The sequence below is a fragment of the Roseateles sp. genome (assembly GCF_049240545.1).
Taxonomy (GTDB): domain Bacteria; phylum Pseudomonadota; class Gammaproteobacteria; order Burkholderiales; family Burkholderiaceae_C; genus Paucibacter_A.
On sequence record NZ_JBMLSK010000225.1, the window covers coordinates 55,161 to 77,608 of the forward strand.

The 22,448-nt window shown below is 63.8% G+C and carries 22 protein-coding genes; 10 read left to right on the forward strand and 12 right to left on the reverse strand.

Annotated features, from left to right (window positions below; genetic code table 11):
• Positions 1–174 precede the first annotated feature (174 nt).
• Positions 175–1,149: a TerC family protein gene (locus tag ACOVRJ_RS16020; RefSeq protein ID WP_422044833.1), complete on the reverse strand. Its 975-nt coding sequence runs from the start codon at positions 1,147–1,149 to the stop codon at positions 175–177.
• 319 nt (positions 1,150–1,468) lie between these two features.
• Here ACOVRJ_RS16020 and ACOVRJ_RS16025 point away from each other — a divergent pair, with 319 nt between their 5' ends.
• Complete coding sequence (locus tag ACOVRJ_RS16025) at positions 1,469–1,825, forward strand: phage holin family protein (protein ID WP_422044834.1); 357 nt, start codon at positions 1,469–1,471, stop codon at positions 1,823–1,825.
• Positions 1,826–1,832: 7 nt separating this feature from the next.
• Here the strand turns inward: ACOVRJ_RS16025 and ACOVRJ_RS16030 are convergent, their stop codons facing one another.
• Entirely contained in the window at positions 1,833–3,443 is a 1,611-nt protein-coding gene (locus ACOVRJ_RS16030) for a M48 family metalloprotease (RefSeq protein ID WP_422044835.1), read from the reverse strand.
• 87 nt (positions 3,444–3,530) lie between these two features.
• Between ACOVRJ_RS16030 and moaC the strand changes: the two genes are divergently transcribed.
• Positions 3,531–4,010 carry a cyclic pyranopterin monophosphate synthase MoaC gene (gene moaC, locus ACOVRJ_RS16035; RefSeq protein WP_422044836.1) on the forward strand — a complete coding sequence of 160 codons (480 nt, stop codon included), beginning with the start codon at positions 3,531–3,533 and terminating at the stop codon, positions 4,008–4,010.
• Between the two features lie 58 nt (positions 4,011–4,068).
• Here moaC and ACOVRJ_RS16040 read toward each other — a convergent pair whose 3' ends face one another.
• Positions 4,069–5,850, reverse strand: a complete 1,782-nt coding sequence (locus ACOVRJ_RS16040; protein WP_422044837.1) for a Wzy polymerase domain-containing protein — start codon at positions 5,848–5,850, stop codon at positions 4,069–4,071.
• Positions 5,851–6,010: 160 nt separating this feature from the next.
• On the opposite strand from ACOVRJ_RS16040, the gene ACOVRJ_RS16045 reads away from it, so the two are divergent.
• The 3 genes from ACOVRJ_RS16045 to ACOVRJ_RS16055 are packed head-to-tail and all read left to right on the forward strand — an operon-like array spanning position 6,011 to position 8,819.
• The gene (locus ACOVRJ_RS16045; RefSeq protein WP_422044838.1) at positions 6,011–6,415 is read left to right on the forward strand and encodes a GntR family transcriptional regulator; all 405 of its coding nucleotides are present in this window, start codon (positions 6,011–6,013) and stop codon (positions 6,413–6,415) included.
• On the forward strand, positions 6,412–7,338 hold the full coding sequence (locus ACOVRJ_RS16050) for an ABC transporter ATP-binding protein (RefSeq protein ID WP_422044839.1): 927 nt from the start codon (positions 6,412–6,414) through the stop codon (positions 7,336–7,338). Before ACOVRJ_RS16045 ends, ACOVRJ_RS16050 begins: the two co-directional genes overlap by 4 nt.
• 2 nt (positions 7,339–7,340) lie before the next feature.
• Positions 7,341–8,819 carry a hypothetical protein gene (locus ACOVRJ_RS16055; protein ID WP_422044840.1) on the forward strand — a complete coding sequence of 493 codons (1,479 nt, stop codon included), beginning with the start codon at positions 7,341–7,343 and terminating at the stop codon, positions 8,817–8,819.
• Between the two features lie 21 nt (positions 8,820–8,840).
• On the opposite strand, the gene ACOVRJ_RS16060 is transcribed toward ACOVRJ_RS16055, so the two are convergent.
• The 4 genes from ACOVRJ_RS16060 to ACOVRJ_RS16075 form a co-directional block, all read right to left on the reverse strand.
• Positions 8,841–9,617, reverse strand: a complete 777-nt coding sequence (locus tag ACOVRJ_RS16060) for a type II CAAX prenyl endopeptidase Rce1 family protein (RefSeq protein WP_422044841.1) — start codon at positions 9,615–9,617, stop codon at positions 8,841–8,843.
• 77 nt (positions 9,618–9,694) lie between these two features.
• The gene (trxC, locus tag ACOVRJ_RS16065; RefSeq protein WP_422044842.1) at positions 9,695–10,108 is read right to left on the reverse strand and encodes a thioredoxin TrxC; all 414 of its coding nucleotides are present in this window, start codon (positions 10,106–10,108) and stop codon (positions 9,695–9,697) included.
• 258 nt (positions 10,109–10,366) lie between these two features.
• Positions 10,367–11,338, reverse strand: coding sequence for a DMT family transporter (locus ACOVRJ_RS16070; protein WP_422044843.1), 972 nt, complete (start codon positions 11,336–11,338; stop codon positions 10,367–10,369).
• 46 nt (positions 11,339–11,384) lie between these two features.
• The gene (locus ACOVRJ_RS16075; protein ID WP_422044844.1) at positions 11,385–12,026 is read right to left on the reverse strand and encodes a LysE/ArgO family amino acid transporter; all 642 of its coding nucleotides are present in this window, start codon (positions 12,024–12,026) and stop codon (positions 11,385–11,387) included.
• A 109-nt stretch (positions 12,027–12,135) separates the two neighbouring features.
• Here ACOVRJ_RS16075 and ACOVRJ_RS16080 point away from each other — a divergent pair, with 109 nt between their 5' ends.
• On the forward strand, positions 12,136–13,041 hold the full coding sequence (locus tag ACOVRJ_RS16080) for a LysR family transcriptional regulator ArgP (RefSeq protein ID WP_422044870.1): 906 nt from the start codon (positions 12,136–12,138) through the stop codon (positions 13,039–13,041).
• 5 nt (positions 13,042–13,046) lie between these two features.
• Here the strand turns inward: ACOVRJ_RS16080 and ACOVRJ_RS16085 are convergent, their stop codons facing one another.
• Positions 13,047–13,886: a sulfite exporter TauE/SafE family protein gene (locus ACOVRJ_RS16085; protein ID WP_422044845.1), complete on the reverse strand. Its 840-nt coding sequence runs from the start codon at positions 13,884–13,886 to the stop codon at positions 13,047–13,049.
• A 182-nt stretch (positions 13,887–14,068) separates the two neighbouring features.
• Between ACOVRJ_RS16085 and ACOVRJ_RS16090 the strand changes: the two genes are divergently transcribed.
• Together ACOVRJ_RS16090 and ACOVRJ_RS16095 are read left to right on the forward strand one after the other, a co-directional pair.
• Positions 14,069–14,575 carry a hypothetical protein gene (locus ACOVRJ_RS16090; protein WP_422044846.1) on the forward strand — a complete coding sequence of 169 codons (507 nt, stop codon included), beginning with the start codon at positions 14,069–14,071 and terminating at the stop codon, positions 14,573–14,575.
• Between the two features lie 637 nt (positions 14,576–15,212).
• Positions 15,213–16,349, forward strand: coding sequence for an ABC transporter substrate-binding protein (locus ACOVRJ_RS16095; protein WP_422044847.1), 1,137 nt, complete (start codon positions 15,213–15,215; stop codon positions 16,347–16,349).
• 43 nt (positions 16,350–16,392) lie between these two features.
• Here the strand turns inward: ACOVRJ_RS16095 and alkB are convergent, their stop codons facing one another.
• Positions 16,393–17,031, reverse strand: coding sequence for a DNA oxidative demethylase AlkB (alkB, locus tag ACOVRJ_RS16100; protein ID WP_422044848.1), 639 nt, complete (start codon positions 17,029–17,031; stop codon positions 16,393–16,395).
• 173 nt (positions 17,032–17,204) lie between these two features.
• On the opposite strand from alkB, the gene ACOVRJ_RS16105 reads away from it, so the two are divergent.
• Complete coding sequence (locus ACOVRJ_RS16105) at positions 17,205–18,812, forward strand: hypothetical protein (protein ID WP_422044849.1); 1,608 nt, start codon at positions 17,205–17,207, stop codon at positions 18,810–18,812.
• A gap of 180 nt (positions 18,813–18,992) precedes the next feature.
• Here ACOVRJ_RS16105 and trxC (ACOVRJ_RS16110) read toward each other — a convergent pair whose 3' ends face one another.
• Entirely contained in the window at positions 18,993–19,406 is a 414-nt protein-coding gene (gene trxC / locus ACOVRJ_RS16110; protein WP_422044850.1) for a thioredoxin TrxC, read from the reverse strand.
• 46 nt (positions 19,407–19,452) lie between these two features.
• Positions 19,453–20,406 carry a LysR family transcriptional regulator gene (locus tag ACOVRJ_RS16115; RefSeq protein ID WP_422044851.1) on the reverse strand — a complete coding sequence of 318 codons (954 nt, stop codon included), beginning with the start codon at positions 20,404–20,406 and terminating at the stop codon, positions 19,453–19,455.
• A 268-nt stretch (positions 20,407–20,674) separates the two neighbouring features.
• Between ACOVRJ_RS16115 and ACOVRJ_RS16120 the strand changes: the two genes are divergently transcribed.
• Positions 20,675–21,145 (forward strand): tautomerase family protein, encoded by a 471-nt coding sequence (locus tag ACOVRJ_RS16120; RefSeq protein ID WP_422044852.1) that lies wholly within the window; start codon positions 20,675–20,677, stop codon positions 21,143–21,145.
• Positions 21,146–21,512: 367 nt separating this feature from the next.
• Here ACOVRJ_RS16120 and ACOVRJ_RS16125 read toward each other — a convergent pair whose 3' ends face one another.
• Complete coding sequence (locus ACOVRJ_RS16125; protein ID WP_422044853.1) at positions 21,513–22,256, reverse strand: DUF1566 domain-containing protein; 744 nt, start codon at positions 22,254–22,256, stop codon at positions 21,513–21,515.
• Positions 22,257–22,448: the final 192 nt, after the last annotated feature.

The following is a 22,448-nucleotide window of genomic DNA, read 5'->3' on the forward strand; positions in this document are numbered from 1 at the left end:
TGACCACATACAAACGCATGACCGGCGCGGAGATCAGCCGCCTCCATTTTTTTCTCTCCCGTGCGAGCACACAAAGAAAAAACCCCACTCACCGATGAAGGTGAGTGGGGTCAGAACAGCGCTTCGACGGGGCCGAAACCCCGACTCCATCAGCTTCGACAGTCCGTCACTGAATCAATTGCGGTGACTTGCGTCGCTGGCAATCTTCGGGGCGGTACGCAGGCTCAGCACCATGGTCACAGCCAAGACGGCAACCACCACACCCAAGGAGATCAGGACCGGGATCTTGATGATGTCGATCAACATCATCTTCGTGCCGATGAAGGCCAGCACCACGGCCAGACCATAGCTGAGCAAGTGGAACTTGGAGGCCATTGCCGCCAGCAGGAAGTACATCGCACGCAGACCCAGGATGGCGAAGATATTGGAGGTCAACACAATGAACGGGTCACTGGTGATCGCGAAGATCGCCGGGATCGAGTCCACCGCAAAGATCACATCGGTCATGCCGACCAGTGCAATCACCAGCAGCAGCGGAGTTGCAACACGCTTGCCATTCTCGACCGTGAAGAAACGCTCGCCGTCAAAGTTCTTGCTGACCGGCATGACGCGGCGCAACAGCTTCAGCGCAGGATTGGATTCCATATCCGGTTCCTGACCTGCCGCCCACCACATCTTGATACCGGTGATCAGCAAGAAGGCGCCGAACAGATACAAGACCCAATGGAACTCGGCGATCAGCCAGCCACCGACCAAAATCATCGCCGTGCGCAGCACGATGGCGCCGATGATGCCGTACATCAACACCCGCTTCTGGTACGCCGCCGGCACCGAGAAGTAAGTGAAGATCATCAAGAAGACGAAGATGTTATCGACGGCCAGTGACTTCTCAATCAGATAGCCCGTCAAAAACTCCAGGGCCTTGGTGTTGGCCATCGCCACGTCACCGGTGGTGTCCTTGATGGCCCACCAGAACAGGCCGTTGAAAGCCAGACTCAGTGCCACCCAGACCAAAGACCAGTTGATGGCCTCCTTGACGGAAACCTCATGCGCGCCTTGCTTGCGCAAAACCACGAAGTCGACAAACAGGGCGACCACCACGGAGCCGGCGAAGAAAAACCACAGCCAAAGCGGTGCGATCGTATCCATTGAATTCCTTCAAACAAAGACCAGACAAAAAAGGGCGCGGCAGCATCTGAACACAGCCGCGGCCACTTGTCGAAAGGTCTTGCGGGACGGCTTGACATCTGCGCTTCTGACAACAAAGCACACCATGAGCCGGCTGCGGCACCCGGGTGTCTTCACAGACACCGTACTGACGGGCCACCGCCACGGCTTGCACCGCGTAGCTACTCCCCTTTCGGAATCGCGCATTGTGCCATCTCGCGCAAGACCTGCCCCAATCTAGGGAAAAGCCAGCATTCTTGGTGGCGGCAATTGTTCACACAGCGCCTGTATGCTTGCGCGCATGAAGATTCTCGTGCGTTGGCTCCTGCTGGCCGCAGCCTTGCTGCTGGTGGCGCATCTCTACCCAGGAGTGGAGGTGAAGTCCTTCACCTCGGCCCTGATTGCGGCCCTGGTATTGGGCTTGCTCAACACCTTGTTGCGCCCCATCCTGGTCTTGCTCACGCTGCCGGTCACGGTGCTGAGCCTGGGCCTCTTTCTGTTCGTGATCAATGCGCTGATGTTTTGGGCCGCAGCCCATTTGCTGAGCGGCTTCGCTGTGACCGGTTTCTGGGCCGCCTTGATCGGCTCCCTGATCTACAGCCTTTGCGGCATGCTGATCGACGTTGTCATGGAACGCCTGTTCCCTCCGTTGGACTGAAGCCCAGTCAGTTGGGCAACTCCGCGCCGGGCGGCACCCCGCGCGGATACATGTCTTCCAACATCTGGCGACGCTGGTAGGTCAGGGTGCGCAAGCGAGAGTCGATCACCGCCGCCTCGATCTGATCGGCATCGCGGCCGCGGGACTGACGCAAACCGGAGCGCAAACGGTCAATCGCACCATTCAGGTCGCCCATCGCGGCCCGAGCCTCGCCCTGCGCACGCAGCGAACGCAAGGGTTGATCCAAGCGTGTCCACAACTGACCCAGATGCGTCCAGGCCGAGACATCCATCGGATGGATGCTGACAAAGGTCTGCAAGGCTTCCGCCGCCTCACGCGCCGAGGCGGGGCTCGAATCAACCAGCGCCAACTGAGCCTGCTGCATCAACAAGGCACGCGACTTCTCCGTCGCCAAAGGTCGCAAGGCTGCAAAACCGTCGGCCGCCTGAGCGCGCGCCTGCGCCAATTCGGCCCGCAGGTAGTGCAACAAGCGCTCGGACGCTGCATCTCGACCGATCAGTTGCAAGGTCAGCTCGGCGCTGCGCAAGGCATTCTCGGCGCGTGCAAAATCGCGCATCTTGATCGAAGCCAGGGCGCTGGCATAACGCGCGCCCAGTTGCTCCAGGCCTTTGCTAGCGCCGCCCGACCGAGAGCGCAACTCGCGGGCACCGGCGTCATAGTTCTGCAGATGCGTCCAAGCCTCGGCGCGAGGATCCATCAGGACCCGGGCACGCGCGGCCATCAACATATGCTCGGCTGCGCCTTCCGGCCGGGTGTAGGGATCCGTGCCCATGCGGGTGCGGGCGTCGCCGATGCGCTCAGTGGTCAAGGGATGCGAGCGCAGGTAAGGATAGGCGCCGGTATCCATCAAATGATTCGCCTGCTCCATGCGTTCGAACATGCTGAACATGCCAGAAGGAGCAAAACCGGCCTGACTGAGCACCGCAAAGCCAACGCGATCGGCCTCGCGCTCCATATCGCGCGAAAAACTCAAAGACGCCTGCGCCGCTGCCGCCTGACTGCCCACGATGGCCGCATTGGCCACATCGGCGCTGCCGGACCGCGAGGCGACGATCAGCCCCGCGAGCAAACCGGCCAAGGCCAACATGCTGTTGCGCGAATCGCCGGCGATGCGCCGCGCAATATGGCGCTGCGTGATGTGCGACAACTCATGGGCCAGCACTGAGGCCAACTCGTCTCGTGAGCCGGTCATGGCGATCAAGCCCAAATGCACGCCGACAAAACCGCCGGGCAGGGCAAAGGCGTTGATGCTGCGGTCGCGCACCAAGAAGATCTCCCAGGCAAAGCGGTCCTGAGTTTCGTCACCGATATTGCCCATTTGCAGGGCCGCCTGCACCAGGGGCGCCCAAGTCGTCTGCACATACTCGAGCAGCAAAGGGTCATCCAGGAAATCGGGATCAGGGCGGATTTGCCGCATCACCTGATCGCCGATGCGGCGCTCGGTGGCCACATCCATATCCTGCGAGACCGCGTCCCCCAAGGCCGGCAAATTCACCTGGGCGTAAGCAGCGGGGGAGCCAAGATTCAAGACCAGCGCAGCCAGCAGGCTGATAGCCCCGCGATGGGGGCGACGCATCAAACCGACAGATCGTTTCAACAATACAAACTCCAGCGCTGAGCAGCCTCTCTATGATGAGGGCCTCTCGTTTCCCAATTGTTGCCGTGACCCTGCGGCCATCCCTGCATGACTTCCCAACTGACGCATTTTGATGCCCACGGCCAAGCCCATATGGTGGACGTGTCGGCCAAGGGCGAAACCCATCGCATCGCCGTGGCCGCCGGTCGCATCACCATGCAGCCCGACACCTTGGCCCTGATCGTAAACGGCAATGCCAAGAAGGGTGACGTCCTGGGTATTGCCCGCATCGCCGCCATCCAAGCGGCCAAGCGAACGGCAGATCTGATTCCCCTGTGTCATCCACTGCCCTTGACCCGCGTCAGCGTTGACTTTGAGATCGACCCAGCAGCGCACGCCGTGCTGTGCCGTGCCCAAGTCGAAACCCTGGGCCGCACCGGCGTCGAAATGGAGGCCTTGACCTCGGTGCAGATCGGCCTGCTGACCATCTACGACATGGTCAAGGCCGTGGACCGGGGCATGGTCATTGGCGATGTGCGCGTGCAAGAAAAACATGGCGGCAAAAGCGGAGACTGGTCGGCACCCTGAAGCAAAGAAGGCCGCGTTCAGCAAGGGCTGGCGCGCCAACCAGGTCGCTGATGCGCCCTCAGCGCAACTCGCGCCAAGCGTAAGCCCGCTGCGGCGGCTCACATTGAAAAGGCCTCATGGCGCCCGGCGACGCAGGCTCTTCGCATTCGGCCAACCAGGCGGTGCTCGATGCGTTGCGGAACTCGCGCAGCCGCTGCACGATGTAACGCGCCTGATCGGTCTCGCCGGTGGCGTGCAAGGATTTGGCCCAGGCCATCATCAGCCGCGCATCGATCAAATTGTGCGCCGTGCGCCGAGCGGCCGCCAAGGCCTCGGGCCCAGCCGGCAAAGACGTGGCGGCCGCATAGTCGGCCTGGCTTGAAAACAAGAGGCCCGACTGCCCCTTGGCAATCCGATCCGCCAAGGACGCAGCGTGGGCCGAAGGCACGTAAATCTGCACCACGCGCAGGTAATCACTCAGCGTGAACAGCGCCGCGGCCACCATCAGCACGCCGCCAAGCTGCCAAGGCCAAGCAAGAGCGTGCGGCGCTTGCATACCTTCATCATCATCCTCTCCGCCCAAAGCGAGTCCAAAGGCGAACGCGGTCGGCAAGAGGAAGTAGCCATACCAAAGCGGGTACTCCAAAAGGCTGTGCAAACCGATCATCAGCACCAGCATGAAGGCGCAACGCCGGGCCACCGCGTCGGCTCCTTCGGCCCGCATGCTCATGCGCAGGGCAACGTACAAGCCCCAGGCCAACAAGCCCAGAACGAGCCCGCTCAGCGGCAGGCCTAACTCCACCGCCAGTTGCATGACGATGTTGTGGGTGTGATCAAAAAAGGCGATCGGCCGGTCCGGGAAGGGCGTCATGCTCCAGGCCAGATTGAACTCACCCCAGCCGATGCCGGTCAGCGGATTGGCTTTCAACAGCGCCCAGGCATTGGCAATAATGGCCAGCCTTGAGGGGGAGCCGGCGCCCTCCGCCAGTCGCGACTCGGCCCCAAGTGCTTGCCCGCTGCTACTCGCCCAGAGCGACAGCAGCCACCAACTCAGCGCCAAGAACACCGGGGTGATCAACAAGGCCAGTTTCGAGTCACGGCTCAGCTTGCGATCGAGCGCGCCCCAAGCCGCCAAGATCAAGACGCCGATCACCCCGGTGCGCGAGGCGCTCAAGACGACGGCCAGAACCAAGCCAGCGAGCAGCGCTGGAAGCACCCAACGCCCGCCCAAGCCCGCCGCCCCCTTGAACCGGCCCGACTCCGCCAAGAACACTGCCGCCACACAGGCCCACATCAACAGACTGGCCAAATGATTCGGTTGGCGCAGATTGCCCACCGCACGCCCCGGAATGCTCGAACGGGCAATCACCTGCCCATCGGCCCACCCCGGTGCAAAAACCTGCACCACACTGACGAGCAAACTCAACAGACCGGCCAGCAACAAGCCCCAGCACAACATCTCCAGCCAAGACGAACGGGCCTTCTCGGGCAAGCCCTGCCCGGCCAGCACCAGCAGCAGCGCCGCACCCAACATGCCGCTACTGGCCAGGGCCAAGCCGAGCGGCAAAGCGGCGAACACCGCCGACAAGGCGGGCGCCAGCATCAGCAAACCCAAGGCCAGCGCCGCCGGACTCAGACGCAAGCGCGGCGCCAGTCCATCGCCCATGCCGCACAAAACAAAACCCCAACCCACCAGGGCGGTCAACTGATTGAACAAGGTGGCCGACGGCGTCAGGTTGTAGGCCAGCAAGGGAGCCAGCCCACAAGCCAGCAGCATCGCAGGCAGAGCCCAAGGACTGAGCGTCGCCAAGCCAGGGTCAGCAGTGTTGGGCGAAGAGGATTGCGGCAAGGTGATCGACATGGGGCCGAATCATCACATGAACAGAGCCCGCCTTCGCGGCTGCCGAAACCCGCCGCGCAGGGATCAGGTGCACGCCCCCCCTTGACCAGCACTCGCTGACGAGCGGCTTGACCCCCTCTGTCAATGTGTACTACTATAGTGATACACATAAGGAGCCGCCGTGAGCGCCGATGCCTTTCAATTCTTCAGCATCAACACCGGGTCGACCGAACCGATCTACCGGCAGTTGGTCGAGCAAGTACGGCGCCGGGTGGCCAGTGGCCATCTAAAAGCGGGGCAAGAAATCCCCTCGGTGCGCGAAGTGGCGCAAGCCCTGGCCGTGCACCCCATGACCATCTCCAAGGCCTACAGCCTGCTGGAGGCGGAAGGCTTGCTGGAGCGCCGCCGCGGCCTGGCCATGCGGGTGGCTGCACAGCACAAGAAAGCACAGCCAGCTGCCGAGCGCATCGCCTTGCTGCGCCCCAGCCTGGAACGCGCCGCCGCTGAGGCGCAGCAACTCGAAGTGCCTGCCGCGCAGGCCTTGCAATTGTTCGAACACATCCTCAAACAGGGAGACACCCCATGAACGCCGCCACCATGCCCAGCTCTGCCTCCTTGGATGCCAGCGCTTCAGATACCTTGCCCAGCGCCAGCGCGGTGTTGAGCCAGCTGTGTCTGAGCTACGGCTCACAATCGGTGCTCAAGGACCTGGACTGGCGCATGCTGCCCGGCCAGGTGGTCGGTCTCTTGGGCCGCAATGGCGCAGGCAAGACCAGTTTGTTGGAGGCGCTGCTGGGTCTGCGCGAACCTCAGTACGGCTCGGCGCAGCTGTTCGGTCAGAGCGTTCTTGCTCTGGACGATGCGGCCCGCGCCCGCATTGGCTATGTGCCGCAGCAGAGTGATTTGTTCGAGTCCTTCAGCCCCGCGCAATTGCTGAGCTACTTCAAGAGTTTCTACCCGCGCTGGAACGAGGCCAAGGTCGAGGGCCTGATGTCGCGCTGGGACATCGCCCGCGACAAACCCATCGCCAAGCTCAGCGGCGGCCAGCAGCAGCGCCTGTCCATCATCCGAGCGCTAGCCCATGAACCCGACCTGCTGGTGCTGGACGAACCGGTGGCCAGCCTGGACCCGGCCGGCCGGCGCGACTTCTTGCGCGAGCTGATCGAGCAGGTGCTGGACCGCGGCACCACCGTGGTGTTCTCCACCCACATCTTGTCGGACCTCGAGCGGGTCGCATTCAATGTGGCTTTCTTGAAGAGCGGCCGCATCGGCTTGCAAGCGCCGCTGGATGAGCTGCTCGACGAGGTGCGCGCCTTGAGCGGCCCCAGCGCGGCGATCCAAAGCCTGATCCAAGCGCAAGGCCTGAGCTGCTTATCTCGCAGCCCGCTGGATGCAGGCCATGAGCGCTGCCTGGTGCGGCAAGCGCCGCAGGCTGAAGCGATCACCCTGCCAGCGCAGATCAGCAGCCAGTCGGTGAATCTGGAAGACCTGTTCATGGAGTTGACCTGAGCATGAGCACACTTCAACAAAGGCTTTGGGCGCCGTACAGCCCGATTCTGCTGGCCCCCTTCCGGCAACGCCGTCACACCGGCGAGTTATGGATCTGGCTGGGCCTGCTGCTGCTCATCGTGCTGATCGCATTGGGCCTGGGCATCAACTCAGGCCTTGAAGCGGCACGCCTGACCCTGGGCATTGCCACCTTGCCCGCCTTGCTGATTCTGTGGTGCATCTGCTTCTCCAGCTTAAGCAGCCAAAACCACCCGAACGCAGCCCGTTTGGTGCCCGGCCATGTGGCCCGGCTGCGGCGCTGCGCGGTGGGGCTGATGGCGGCGCTGACTCTGCTGGTGACGACGCTCTACAGCCCCTTCACGGGCAGCCCCTTGCTCTGGGCCCTGGCGGCTTCGGCAACCATGGTGGCGGTGGCCCTCAGCATGCGTTGGTGGTGGCTGTGGATTGCGTTCTCTATCCTGCCCAGCCTTGGTTTTCTGGAGCCCCTCAACGCACTCACAGCGCAGTTTTGGTCCAGCATGAAGCAGTGGTATCTGCAGCAGCCCGCCAGCTTGGCTGGCATAGCTGTGCTGGTGTTGCCCTGGGCCTTGTCATGCCTTTTGCAAGAAGGCGGACCCAGCCACCGCAGCAACTACACCCGGCAAGTTCAGTTGCAACAGTTCTTGAGCAATCCGCAAAAAACCCCTTCAAGTCCCAAAAATTTGGGAACGTTCGGCATGCAGCTGATGCGCCTGTTTGCCTGGCCGCAACCCTTGTGGCGCGAGCACCTGTTGCGCCACGCCAAACCCGAGGCCCGCAGCGCCTTAGCCCGCGCCGAGCTGGTCAGCATGGGGAGCCTGCACTCGTCTGCAATTGCCGGCGCGTATTCGGTGCTGTTGCTGGCTTTGGCCTTGATTGCACTTGGGGTGCAACTGCGCTACCAGCCCGACTGGTCAGAAGTTGGACGCAATGGCAACTATGGGCTGCAAATCGGCATCGTTTGTTCAGCGCTCAACCCGCTGCTCGGGCTCTCGGCCACGCTCTACCGCAGCCGGCACGAGCAGGCGCTGCTGATGCTCTTGCCCGGCATGCCGACCGGGGCACTCTTGAACCGGCTGATGGCGCAGCGCTTGCTATTCCAGTACTACCTGCAATGGGGCCTGGCCTTGGCTTTGGTGGCGGCCATCAGTTCGCTCGGCGGTGAACCCGTCTACTCGCGTTTGGGCTTTTATGCCCTGCTGACGCTCTTGCCCATGGGTGGGCTGCTGCTGCGAGACTGGTCACGGCAAGGTCTGCCCAGTGCTACCGGCATGGCCTTGCTGATCATTGGCAGCCTGTTGGGCAGCGCCCTGGTCTTTGCCTTGGCTTGGCAGGGCGTGAGTGTTGGGGCCTTGGCCGCAGCCAGTGTGCTAATCACGGCGGGCATCCTGCTCTGGCGCTGGCGCCGCTATGTGCAGGGCGATCAAAACCTCAGCTATATGCCGGTCGGGCGCTGGGCCTAGTTGCGGAATGCGATGGGCGGTTCAGGCAACACCCCGGTGCCCGAGCCGCTCCTCCCGCCTGAAGACCCAGCCCACCAGCAGCAGCGACATCACATAGCAAGCCACGATGAAGAGCACCCGCTCCGGCGCCGCATGGGCGGGTGCGGCTTCATAGGCAAAGACCGAGAAGTCCCAGGCCGCGTGGACCAACATCGGCAAAAGCAAGCTTCCCGACAAACGGCGCAGCAAGTAAAAACCGCTGCCCACGCAGAAAGCCAGCAGCACTTGCACCAGGGCAATCGCGCCAATGCCAAAAAACGCATTGGTGGCATGCATCAGGCCGAACAAGACCGAACTGCCCAGCCAGACCCAGAGCTCGCGGCGAAAGCGCCCGCGCAAGGCAACAACCAAGAGGCCGCGGGTCAACAACTCCTCGCAAAAACCCACCAAGAGCATGGCCACCGCCATCAAGGCCAAGTGGCGCGCGCCCAGTGCAGCCCATTGGGTCGCAGCCATGGAGCTGATGATGACGCCCGCCATCGGCAGCAAAGGCAGGCACAAGACGCCCAGATAGGGCAGGCGCTGCACCTCATAGAAAGCCGCCCGCCACCAGCCGGCGTAATGCGCAAAGACCGCCATCCCCAGCGCCCCCAAGCTCAAGGGAAGAATGATGCCCTTGGGGATGTTGGCCTCGAGCGCGACGGTTTTGTAGTCAATCTCGAACAGCAGCCATGCGCCCATCACCAGCGCACAGTAGGCCACGAACACCAAGACGCCGACCCATGGGCGCGGGGGAATGCGAAATTCGGTCTCAGTCATAACGCCTCCAGTCCACAGCACTATACGTGCGGAACTTGGGCGGCGTTGATGAACGACGCTATGGCGGGACTGCGGCCTTAACGCAGCCAGCCAATGATTTGCGCCGCCTGCAGCGCGCCTGACATGCGCTGCACTTCGCGCCCCGCTTGCAGCTGGATGAGGGTCGGGATGCTGCGAATCGCGAAGCGGCTGGACAGATTCGGGCTCTCATCGCTATTCACCTTGACCAGCAAAACCTGACCCTTCAATTGCTGGGCGGCGAGAGCAAACTGCGGCGCCATCTGCCGGCAAGGGCCGCACCAGGGCGCCCAGAAGTCGACCAGCACCGGCAACTCAGAGCCGTTCACCACCGCGTCGAAGTTGCCGTCATTCAGTTCAAGCACCTCGCCGCTGAGCAAAGCTTGGCCGCATTTGCCGCAGACCGGGTCTTGGGCGGCGCGCTCGTCAGGGACACGATTCTTGGTCAGGCAATGCGGGCAGGTGATCAGCATGAATGAAAAACTCCTTGAGCTTCCCAGCATGGGGGCCAAGAGGGTGTTTTTCAAGGTGCGGCAGTCAGCCGAAAGCCGTGCCGGCCAGCGCTTGAGCTCTGCGCTTGGTAGGTTCGGCGGTAAAACACTGGCAGTTCAGATCTCCAAGATTCGGTGGCTGCACGGTGCCCGGCGCGGGCGCTGGTTCTGCTGTGTGCGGCACGTCAGCCCGGGCCCTTGCCGGGCTCATGGCTCGGGGGTCAGCGTTGGCGAGCCGAGCTAATTCGCCGGCCTGCGGCTCGCGCCATCGCGCAGTGCCCAAATGACTCCGGCCAAGAGCAGGGCAATGCCGGCAATCGTCAGCAACGACGGCCATTGACCACGCAGCATGAAGGCATAGGCCAGCGCCGCCAGCGACTCGAAGACGATCAGTTGCCCCACCAAGGAAGTCGGCAGCCGTTGGCTGGCCTCGTTCCAGCACAGCGTGCCCAGCCAGGAGGAAAACAGGCCCACGGCCAGCATCAGCCCGATGTAATCGAGCGCCCGCGGCCCGAGCGGCAGTTGAAAGTCGGCGCCAAGCAAGGGCCAGCCCAGCGTTTGGCTCAGGTACAGCAGACCCAGGCCCAGCATGGCGACCGGCAAGGTCATCAAGCCCTGGGCGGTGGCCCAGACACGCGGGCTGGCCTCGGGGTGGGCTTGCAACCAGTCCGCATTGCGAATCGGATACCAGGTCCAACAAGCGACTGCGCCCAAGGCCAATAAAGCGCCAAGTCCATAACTACGTAGGGCGGCGGCATCACTGCCGCTGTTGGCTTGCAAGAGTTGCCGCAGCTCATCTTGATTGACGCAGCCGATGCCCAGGGCAATCAACCCCAAGGACGGCAGCAACTTGGGCCAAGGCAGGGGGGTGTGGCTGCGCAGATTGGCGCAGATGGCAATCACCACCGGCAGCGTGCCGATAATGACGGTGGGCAGCGGCGCGCCGGCCATCTGGATGGCGCTGGACAAGAGCAGGTAATACAAGAAATTGCCAATCAGGCTGAGCCGCAGTGCTTGCAGCCAGTCGAACCGACTCAGCAGTCGAAGCTGGCGGCTGTCCGCCCAACCCAAGGGCAGTGCGATCAGACCGAAAGCCAGATAGCGGCCGATGGTCAGCATCAGCGGCGGGTAGTCGGCCAGCATCACGGGCGCGACAAAAACCAGACCCCACATCAGGCCGGCGGCAAGCGCAAAAGAGATTCCTATCCACATGGGGGCAGTGTCGCCGCTCTTGAGTCAGCCTCGGCACCAACCTTGTTCAGCCCAGCAACTGACGCAGCAGCAGCGCCGCCAAACCCAGCATGGTCAATCCGATCAACACATCCAAGACCTGCCAGGCGCGCGGTTTGGCGAACACCGGCGCCAGCCAACGCGCGCCAAAGCCCAAACTGCTGAACCAGAGCAGGCTGCCGCTGGCGGCCCCGCCCACAAAAGCCAGCTTGGCGGCCCCCGCATGCTGAGCGCCGATGGAGCCGACCAGCAAGACCGTGTCCAAGTAGACATGCGGGTTGAGTAGGGTGAAGCCCGCCAGTTGCAGCAGCACTTGCCCTCGGCTTTGGAGGGGAGAGTCTTGACCTGGCTGCAGCGTGCTGGACTGGGCGGCGCGGCGCAGCGCCTGCAGGCCGTAGGCCGCCAGGAACAGCGCGCCAGCGGCTGTCAGACCTTGGGCCAGCCAGGCGCGGTCCCCGATCAGGGCGGCCAGTCCGTACACGCCTGCCGCCATCAAGAGGGCATCGGCCAGCGCGCAGCACAGCACGATCATCAAGACATGCTCGCGGCGCAGGCCTTGGCGCAAGACAAAGGCGTTTTGAGCCCCGATGGCCATGATCAAGCTCAGGCCAAGCCCCAGGCCATGCAGAAAGTTGGGCAGTTCAGTGATGGCGTTGAGGGCATTGTTCATGGGGGCGAAGCATGCCGCAGTCACCCACAAGCAGCCAGTTAGACTTGCTTCAGCGAATGAAGCATGTCTGAATCGCTTGAAGTTTCTCCTCCTGGATGGACCGTTTCGGATGCTCGATTACTCCCTTCTGGCGGCCCTGGCCGCGGTGGTGCGCGAACGCAGTTTTGAGCGCGCCGCGCGGGCTCTGCATGTCTCGCCATCGGCGGTATCGCAGCGCATCAAGCTGCTGGAGCAGCGCTTGGGACAGGTGCTGGTAGTGCGCGGCCCGCCCTGTGAGCCCACCGAAGCGGGCCGACTGCTGTGTCGCCATGTTGAGCAGGTGGGCATGCTGGAGCAAGACCTGCTGACCCAAATGCCGGCCTTGGCGCCAGATGGCATGGGGCGCATCACCTTGCGCTTGGCGGTCAATGCCGACAGCCTGGCGACCTGGTTTGTCCCCGCGATCGCGGCTTTCGCAGCGTCCGAATCGGCCTTGCTGGACTTGAGTTTGGAGGACCAAGCCCACACCGCCGAACGACTCCGCAGCGGCGAAGTCTTGGCGGCGGTGACCGACTTGGCCGAGGCGGTGCAGGGCTGCCGCAGCCTGCCCTTGGGGTCCATGCGCTATGTGGCGACCGCCAGCCCTGCTTTCATCCAGCGTTACTTCCCGGATGGCGTGACGCCGCAGGCCTTGGCCGCCGCTCCTTGCCTTTGCTTCAATCGCCAAGATCGCTTACAAGCCCGCTGGGTCGAGCAGCATTGGGCGGCTGCGCCTGCCATGCCCACCCATTGGTTGCCGTCCAGCCAGGCCTTTGTCGATGCGGCCTGTGCGGGCCTGGGTTGGGGCATGAACCCGGCCGCTGCGGTAGCTCAGGACTTGGCCGAGGGGCGCTTGCAATTGCTGCGGCCCGATGCTGCTTTGCTTTTGCCCCTGTACTGGCAAACGCCAAGGCTGGCGCTGCCCATGCTGGAGCGATTGACCCGCGCCGTGCTGAGTGCAGCCCAAGAGGGCTTGGAGTCCGACGGCACCGCTTGAGCGGCTCAGGCCCACAGGCTCCACAACATGCGCGTGCCGAGCAAGAGCAGCAGCAGCGCAAAGCACTGTTTCAGCCGGGCCACCGGCAGCGCATGGGCCAGCTTGGCTCCCAAGGGGGCGGTCAAAACGGAGCCCAGAGCAACGCCGGCCAGCGCCGGCAGATAGACATAGCCCAGATGGGGGGCGGGCAAGGCTTGGCCGCCGCTTTGCTCAAAGTGCAGGCCGTTGAGGATAAAGCCCGCAGCGCCCGCCAAGGCGATCGGAAAGCCCAAGGCCGCCGAGGTGGCAATCGCCCGGTGCAGCGGCACCCGGCACCAGGTCATGAAAGGGACCGAGACGGAGCCGCCGCCAATCCCGACCAAACTGGAGAACAGGCCAATGCCTGCGCCCACGCTGCTCAAGCCCCAGAAGCCGGGTAGTTCGCGGCCGGCCGAGGGTTTCAGATTGAACAGCATCTGCAAGCCCACATAAAAGGCGAACACCACAAACACGATCTTCAGCAGCGGCGTGGACATCTGGCTGGCCACCCAGGTGCCACCCAAGGTGCCGGCCAACAGCGCCGGGCTCAGGCGTTTGACCAAGTCCCAATCGACCGCACCACGCCGGTGGTGGGCGCGCACGCTGGAGATGGAGGTGAACACAATGCTGGCCAAGGAGGTACCCAGGGCCAGATGCGCAATGCTGGCGTAGTGGACCTCGCCCCAAGGCAGGGCGCTGAAGATCCATACCAACATCGGCACGATGACGATGCCGCCGCCCACCCCCAGCAACCCGGCCAGCACACCCGTCCCGGCGCCCAAGACCCAATAGGCCGCCAACTCTTCGATGCCAAGCCCCATTGCCATTGCCCTCACTGCATTTCTTTGTGTCGATGTTTACGCGGATGTGCAACGCTGCTCTTGCTGCGCCACCTGGACACCATAGCCCATCTTGTCGCGGCGCTTCGTCGAGAATACCGGCTCGCCTGGCACCCGCTCATGCGAGGCCTCGGCGCTGTGAGCTGCCGGATGATTCAGGAATACAAACAATGATGATGATCGAGAAGTTTGAAAACATCGTGGCCACGCTGCTGGAAGAAGAGGGCTTCTGGGTGCGCCGATCGTTCAAGGTGAACGTGACGCAGGAAGAAAAGAAGCAGATCGGCAAGCAGTCCAGCCCGCGCCCGGAGATAGACATGCTCGCCTATCACTTGGGTCGCAACGAGGTCTTGGCGCTGGATGTCAAGGCCTATCTCGACTCGCCCGGCGCCAAGCTGGCGCAACTGCAAGAAGTGCATGAGGTGCCGGCCGGCCGGTTCAAGCTCTTCACCTCAGAGCGCTATCGCCAGATCGTGCTGAGCCGCTTGAAGCAGGACTTGATCGCGCTGGGCATGGCCAATGCAGAGACTTCTGTGAAGCTAGGCATGGTCGCCGGCAAGGTCAACCAGGGCCAGAGCGAGGCCATCCGCGAACACATGAACGAGCGGCAATGGCTGTTCTGGTCGCCCGATGATGTGAAGGCCAAAGTCGCGGCGCGGCAGCAAAGAGCCGCCTAGTCCGCCTCGTTCAACGTGGGGCTGCTGGTGATGGTGCTGGTGCTGGCGCTGGCGTGAGCGAAGTGGCTGCCGATGCTGCGGATGCTGCAGGATCAGTGCGGTGGCTTTGGCAATCAGGCACTTGTTCTTGTGCCGCCAGGCGCTTCAACTGGTACCAACTCGCGCCTGGGCAAGAGGAAGGCTGGCGTGCCGGCATGCACCAGGAGCGAAAACTGCCCTGCTCCTGCGTCAGCAGGCATTTTTCAAAGTGCTCGACTCCCAAATACTTTGGCATCGGTGCCGCATGGCTGCTGCTGGCCCAAAGAGGCACCAGAATCAGCAGGGTGTGCAGTCGTATCGTCATTTGCTTCAGGCGGTCAAGTCTGTATTCAAACCAGTGCAAGAGGTGTTGGCGCCATGCCCACCCTTCATCTCCTCATTCTGGCACGTGCTGCGGCCTGATGCCCCATCGGGTGAAGGTCTGACTCCCGCTTGGTGGCCCCTGAGGCGCTGCTTGGTTCGGGCGGTGGCAAGACCTGGCCCCCGCTGATAGCGTTGGGGCTACTTGGGCGTAGACTGCAGGCGACATCACCCAAGGCCACTCGCCGAACGACACGACTACCCGATGCTGAGGCGCCACCGACCCGCTCTCTTGTTCATGCTGTTGCCCGCTTGCCTGGCGCTAGGCACGCGCGCGCGGGCGGCGTCTGAATTTGAAGGCTCAGTCAGCAGCGGTGGCAGCGGCGGCGGCAGCAGTGCGGCATCGGTCATTCATTTAGGAGCGTCCGCCGCACTCAGCGGCCCGGCGGCCCTACTGGGGCTGCGCTTTCATGCCGGTGCCCAGGCCTACTTTGCCCACATCAACAAACAAGGTGGTGTGGCAGGTTCGATGATCGCCTTGACCCTGCTGGACGATGCCTATGAGTCCGAACAAGCCGAAACCAACACGCGCTTGTTGATCGACGACCCACGCACGCTGGCGCTGTTCGGCTACGTCGGCACGCCCACCAGTTTTGTCGCCTTGCCCTATGTGCGGCGGGCAAAAATCGCTTTTGTTGGCGCCTACACCGGGTCTGACGTGCTGCGCGAGCCGCCCAGCCCCTATGTCTTCAATGTCCGGGCCAGCTATGCCGATGAAGGGCGCAAGCTGGTGCAGGCCATGAAGGCGGCGGGTGTGCGGTCGGTCAATGTGCTGGTCCAGGCCGATATGTTTGGCCGTTCAGGTCTGGAAGCCATCCGGATTTCGGCTGCGGAGCAGGGCATCCAGGTCCTGGCCAACGCCACCGTCAAGCGCAATACCGAGAGCGTGGCCGATGTTGCGACCGAGTTGGTGCACAAATCCAAGGCCGACGCGGTCTTCATGGTCAGCTCTTACCGCACTTGTGCGGCCTTTGTGAAGGCAGCGCGCCATTTGAACTATCGAGGCCCTTTCTACACCCTGTCATTCCCGGGCTTGGAGCCTTTGCGCGAGGCCCTGGGCAAGAGCCTGAGCGGGGTGACGATTGCGCAAGTCGTGCCCGATGCAAGCGACGCCTCACTGCCCGTGGTGGCGGCCTATCAGAGCGCTATGCGGCAGGCGGGCGACAAACAGTTCGATTCGATCAGTCTGGAAGGCTATATCGCGGCACGCATCATGGTCGAAGGCTTGCGCCAGGCCAAGGCACCGCTGACTCGGGCCTCCTTGCTGGAGGCCTTGGCGCAGTTGGGGCCACAGGACCTGGGCGGCTTTCAGCTCAGCGTGGGCATGGCCTCGCGCCCCAAAACCAAGTTTGTGGGGCTGAGGGGCGACAAGTAGCACTCTTGCGAGAGTCTCCTGTACTTGTCCTCGTCTTTTCGATTCAGCCGGCGCGTCTGAAGGTCAGATTGATGCGCCGCTCGCCCAGCTTAGGATGCTGCCCCTCGGCCACCGGCATCACGCCATGAAAGCGCAGCCGGGACGGCCCACCCCAGACCAACACATCGCCATGCGTCAGCAGCAGGCGCAGGGTTTTGTCGGCGCGCTGCAAGCCGCCGAACAAGAACACCGCCGGCAGGCCCAGTGAGACCGACACAATCGGCTGGCTGTAGTCGCGCTCGTCGCGGTCTTGGTGCAGGCTCAGCTTGCTGCCCGGAAGGTAGCGGTTGATCAGGCAGGCGTCGGGCTCAAAGTTTTCATAATGCGCTAGCTCGGCGGCGTGCCGGGCCAGCGTCTTCAGCTCGGGCGGCATGGCCGGCCAGGCTTGCCCGCTCAGCGGGTCCACCGCCTGGTAGCGATAGCCGGCGCGGCTGGACACCCAACCCAGCGGCCCGCAATTGCTCATCGCCACCTGCATGGTCTGGCCGCCCGGTGTTTGCATCTGGCGCAACGGTGCCTGCGCCAGCACGGCCTCCACTGCAGCCAACAACGCCGCTTCAGCGCTAAGGGCCAAGCCGGGCAGCAGCCACGCGCCCGGGGCAAATTCAATGGGGGCCGGTGGCCCGAACAAGGATTCGGTCATGAATCGATTCAGCAGATCCGTGGAGCCTTCATACCCGCAATTTTGAGCGCATGTTTCATCGGCCAGTATGGCGCCGGCCATTAGACTGCGCAGCAGGTGCCGGGCTTGACTGCGCCGTGTTTTCCTTGCCTTCTGCCCATGGTCTTTCGCTCATTGATGATGACTGCCCAACCGTGCTGACTCCGCGTTCCCTCGCGGCGCGCCTTTGGCCGTCCGCCTTGTCGCCCGCCATGCCGCAAGCCCCGCAGGCCGAGAAGCTCAGCCAGTGCCTGCTGCTGGCGGTGTTGCTGCACGCCTTGCTGCTGCTGTGGGTTGGCACCGCGCCCGGCGGCACCGCCCGGCCCGGCGACGGGGTTGGGGGCCGCCTCAATGTGACCTTGACCGGTGGAACAGGCGATCAGAACGCGGTGCGCCCGCAAGCCGCGCCCGCGCAGCGGCAGCAGGGGCCGGTGGGCAAAGGCAGGCAAGAGCGTCATGGGGGCGTCGTCAGGCCGGCCGAAGCGCCGCAGCCTTTGCCCATGACGCCCGGTGCCGCTCGCGAGGGCGAGTGGGCCAGCCGCGTCCCCGAGCCCGGCGAGGCGACCGATGCGCTGGACCGCGTCTCGCCAGCAGCAACGGACGCCGCGCCAGCCGCCGATGTCGCGCCGCCGGCCATCGCCGCCACAGATCCAACCCCAGCCCCAGATCCATTCAAGCTGCCCGAATTGCGCGCACCCGACGCGGACACCTTGCCCCCTTTGGCCGCCCTGGCCGAGCCCATGCGCAACACCGCAGTGCTGAGCGCGCCGCCGGGGCGTGAGTTGCCGGCGAGTTCTAGGCTCAAAAACCGCCCACCCAGCGATCCGCTCGGTCGAGTCCCTGCGCTGCCCAGCACCGTGACCGATGCTGCCACCGCTTTGGCGCCCACGGCCTTACCCAGCTTGCCGCCGGTGCTGCGTCGTCTTGAAGATTTGCCGATGCCAGAGGCGCCGAAGTCTTTGGCCGAGCTTCGCCCAGCGCCTGTCATCGCACGCAGACTCGAGGCGCAGCCGCCTCGGCCGCTGGCACTGGGTGAACGCCTGCCGGCCATCGCCAAGCGTGACCCTTCCGCGGTGCCTCCTCCCACCTTGACGCCTCCGCTGGACTTGCCCGCCGCCCGCCTGCCGGCCCACCGAACGGCCGCTGTCTCCAAGCTGCAGCCCTTGCCCCATATACCGACCGAGCCCTTGGCCCAAGCGCCCGAGATTCCGGCTGCGGGACCTGTGCAGCCCCCCTCTGCGCCCAGTGCTGTGACGGCCAAGGCCGTTGAACCTGCTGCGTCAGCCGCCCTTGCTGCAGCTCCGACCATGCCCGAGCTTGCGCCAACGCCGGCATCAAACACCGCGACAAGCGCCGCGCCGACCAAGGTTCAAGCCAGCGCGGAGAGCGAAACGAGCGCCCCAAAGGCTGCTGCCGTCAACTTGATGGAAGCCGGCGGAACCCGGCCTCGTTTGGGCGCACCCGACGCGGGGCCGCGCTTGGGCCGAGATGTGGCCACGCCCGCCTCGGCCTCGCCCGAGGTCAAGCCCTTGAACCTGCAACTCCCTCGGCCACGCGGTGGCGAGTTGTCCGCCCAAGGCTCGCGAGGCGTCCTGCCCTTGATGCCGCAGCCGCCGGAACGCAAGTCCAAGCTCAGCGAAAGCATGGAAGAAGCCAAGCGCGCCGATTGCCGCAAGGCCTATGGCGAACAATTGGGTCTCTTGGCCGCGGTGCCCTTGGCCCTTGATGCGGTACGGGGTGGCAACAAGGGTTGCCAGTGGTAGGACACGCATGGGCAGACAAGGCCGTACAGGCCTAACAACAATTTCCAGGCCTTGAGGTTGCGAACGCCAAGCCTTGGCGGCTGCTCATCGCTAGCCCGCCCACCGACCACCACGCGCTTGCGGCCGCCTTGTTTGGCGGCATACAGGGCCTTGTCGGCTGCAGTCGCGCGCCCAGGGAGCTCAGCGCAAGCAGCCCATGATTTGCGCCGCCTGCAGCACGCCGGACATGCGCTGGACTTCGCGCCCTGCTTGCAGCTGGATCAGCGTCGGGATGCTGCGAATCCCGAAGCGGCTGGACAGATTCGGGCTCTCGTCGCTGTTGACCTTGACCAGCAAGACCTGACCCTTCAGTTGCTGGGCAGCCAGCGCAAACTGCGGCGCCATCTGCCGGCAAGGGCCGCACCAAGGCGCCCAGAAGTAGACCAGCACCGGCAACTCGGTCCCGTTCACCACCGAATCGAAGTTGCCATCGTTCAACTCCAGCACCCCGCCGCTGAGCAAGGCTTGGCCGCATTTGCCGCACACCGGGTCTTGGCCGGCGCGCTCGTCGGGGACGCGGTTCTTGGTCAGGCAGTGCGGGCAGGTGATCAACATAAACAGCTCCTTGTCCATCCCTGCATGTGGCCCGAGGGCGCGCTCTTCAAGGTGCTGCGGCCAAAGTAGCTTGCAAATGGCTGCCCACCTCCTGCATGAAGGCGCGCACCCGCGCGGTCTGCCGCAGATCCGGGTGGGTCAAGAGCCAGACCGGGGTGCTGACCTCGTTCAAAACCTCGGACACCGGCAACAGATCGGGCTCATGGCCCTCAATCAAGGTCGGCAGCAAGGCCAACGCCACGCCGGTGCGGGCCATGGCCACGGCGGGGTGCAGCAGGTCGATGCGCATGACGATGCGCTCATCCGCCACATGGTCCAGCATCCAGCGGTCAAAGAAACGCGTGCGGCGCTCGCGGTCAAAGCCGATCCAGGGGTAATGGGCGCACAAGTTCTCGATAGGCTGCACCGTTTGCGGCAGGCCCGGCGCGCCGCGTCGGGCGTAGACCCGCATGCGCACCTCGCCCACCTGCCGCCCCACCAGATGCTCCGGCACCACCCGGTTCATGCGCAGCGCCACATCGGCATCGCGCCGCGACATATCGACCAGATGGGAGTTCTCATGCACCTCCACCTCGATGCCGGGGTGGCTGCGCCGGAACGCCGCCAAGGCCTCGGGCAAAAGATACAAGGAGGCGATGAAGGCGGTCGTTAAACGCAAACTGCCGTGCAGCTCCAGGTCGCGGCCCAGGATACGGCGCTGCATCTCGGCAATGGCCGGGCGCATCTGGCGCGCCTGCGCCGCCATCAACTCACCGGCCCCGGTGGGCGTGTAGCCCTGGCGCAAGCGCTCAAACAAACGCGCGCCAAGGCGCTGCTCCAAGGCGTCCAGCCGCCGCAAGACCGTGGTGTGCTGCACCCCCAGCGCCTTGGCCGCGCCATTGAGCGAACCCGCCTCGGCAATCGCCAAGGCATAGCGCAGATCGTCCCAGTTGAAGCCCGGATCGACGCCGCGCTCTGGGGAAATCTCGCTCTGATTCGTTGTGCTTTTTTGCAGACTCATATTGCAAAGCAAGCCATTGTTTGTGCGTTTTCGCAAACATACCATGCAGACCAAGCACAAAGCCACCGCCCGGAAGGACCCTCTTTATGCAAACGCCCTCCAGCCATCGCCTCCGAAGCAGCCCCCTCGGGAACGAGAGCCAGCTGCGGCCAAACCCGGCTGTCCGTTGGGCACAGGGCCTTGCCGCCTGGTGCCTGCGCCGCGCCTGTTTCTGAACCTGCATTGATTCACCGCACCGCCCCACCCTTTTGCTTCAGGAGTTCCCGCCATGCCCCATCTGCACCTCAGCCTCTGCCCTGCCGCCGGTCATGAACCCGATTTGCGGCAACTGGCCGTTTTGCTGACCGACTTAACGGCCCTGCATCTGAGCAAAGACCCGCTGCTCACGGCCGTGCGCTTCAGCCTGCTCCCGGCCACGCATTGGTTCATCGGCGCGCGTTCTTTGGCCGCTGACACCCGCGCCAGCTATCAGTTGGAAATCCAAGTGACGGCCGGCACCAATAGCGAAGCGCAGATCGCCGACTTTCTGGCCGGGGTTCACCAGGCCATGGAAGCCGCGCTGGGCCCGGTGCACCCGACCAGCTACACCGTCGTGCAGCAAGTCCCGGCCCATGCCTGGGGCTATGGCGGGCGCAGCCAGGCCGAGCGACGGCTGCAGAGCCAGGCGCAGCGACCCAGTCCAGCCGAAGACATCTCCGGTCCGGTCTTGCGCCGGGTGCGGCAGGGTGCCCGGAGTTGAGCTTCGAGCTTTGCGCGTGAGACAGGGCAGCTCGGGCCCTCGCCCACCGCCGCAAGCCCCGGCTTCGATTTGACTCGGCCCGCCGACGGGCAACTATTTGTGCGCGGCCGAGCGCGCAGCGCAGCGGGTCAGGCGCGCGCAGCGCGCATCAAGCTCTGACTTGGAGCCACTTGTTTGAACGCAGTGAGCCGCGAGGGGGGCCGGCTCGTCAGCGCCGACCCGGGCAGCATGAGCGCGGCGGCGCAGCGATTGGATTTCTGCTCCAGGCACTTTGCAAGCGGCCGCCACGGCCAGAAGCGCGCGCGCAGCGGCGCCTCGGCAGACTCAAACCCCTCCAAAGACCCGAAGGGCTCGAAGCGTCAAAGCCTCAAAGTGCCCGCCGACGCCGTGCCAACAGCGCGCCGGTCAAGGCCAGCAGCGTCAAGGCCAGTGTTTGTGGCTCCGGCACCGCGGCGGCCACATCTCCGGGGCGCACAGCCAGCGCGTACAAACTATTGAGCTTGTCGAAGTTGCTCTGGAAGCCGTCGAAGGTATCGAAGTACCACGCGCTGCTTGAATTCGGCGCGTACTCCGTACCGGACCAGTAGAGGTTGGACTGCACGTTTTTGAACAGCTTCAAATTGTCCATTTCTGCTTGGCTATCCCCGGCTGAATTCAGGATGCTCTGACCCTGCTTGCCGCCCAGTGCTTCGTAGAACAAATGACCCATTTCACTGCCGGTGCAGCCGTATCCGTAGTATTGCTGAGCGAAGCCACCGCCGGGGTTGGAGTTATTGGAGCAGTTCGACGAGGCAGTGGTGTCGGTGTTGGCCAGGCGCCAATCGCTGTGACCGGCGTAGTTGTCGGCGTTGAGCTTGGCGATCCATGCGACGGACTCGCTCCAAGTCATCCGGCCATTGCTGTCGTAGCCGCTGGTCTTGGCGAGGTTCCAGTCCTGAACCCATTCCAGCCCGGTGCTGGTATCGAGCACCCCCAGGCCGCCGCTGACGCTCACGAGCTTAGGGGTCACCGGGCCGGCTTGCGCCGCGCCCACCATCATCACCCAGGCACCCAGCAGCGCGGCGGTCTTCCAAGACTTTTTAGTCAATGGCGTGTTCTTCATCTTCATCATCATGTTCTCCCCGAGCAAGGTATGAGGTCTTTTGGGGCTTGATGTGCCTGCCGGCCTGCCTTCGACCCAGAAAATCCCCGGAGCGCCGCTTCACGTCACAGCGCGATCCCGGGTCCCCTTCAGCCCCGCGCCGAGTGTCTGCGAGTCCGCCTTCCGCGTGTGCGACAAAATGCGACAAATCATGACAGCGCT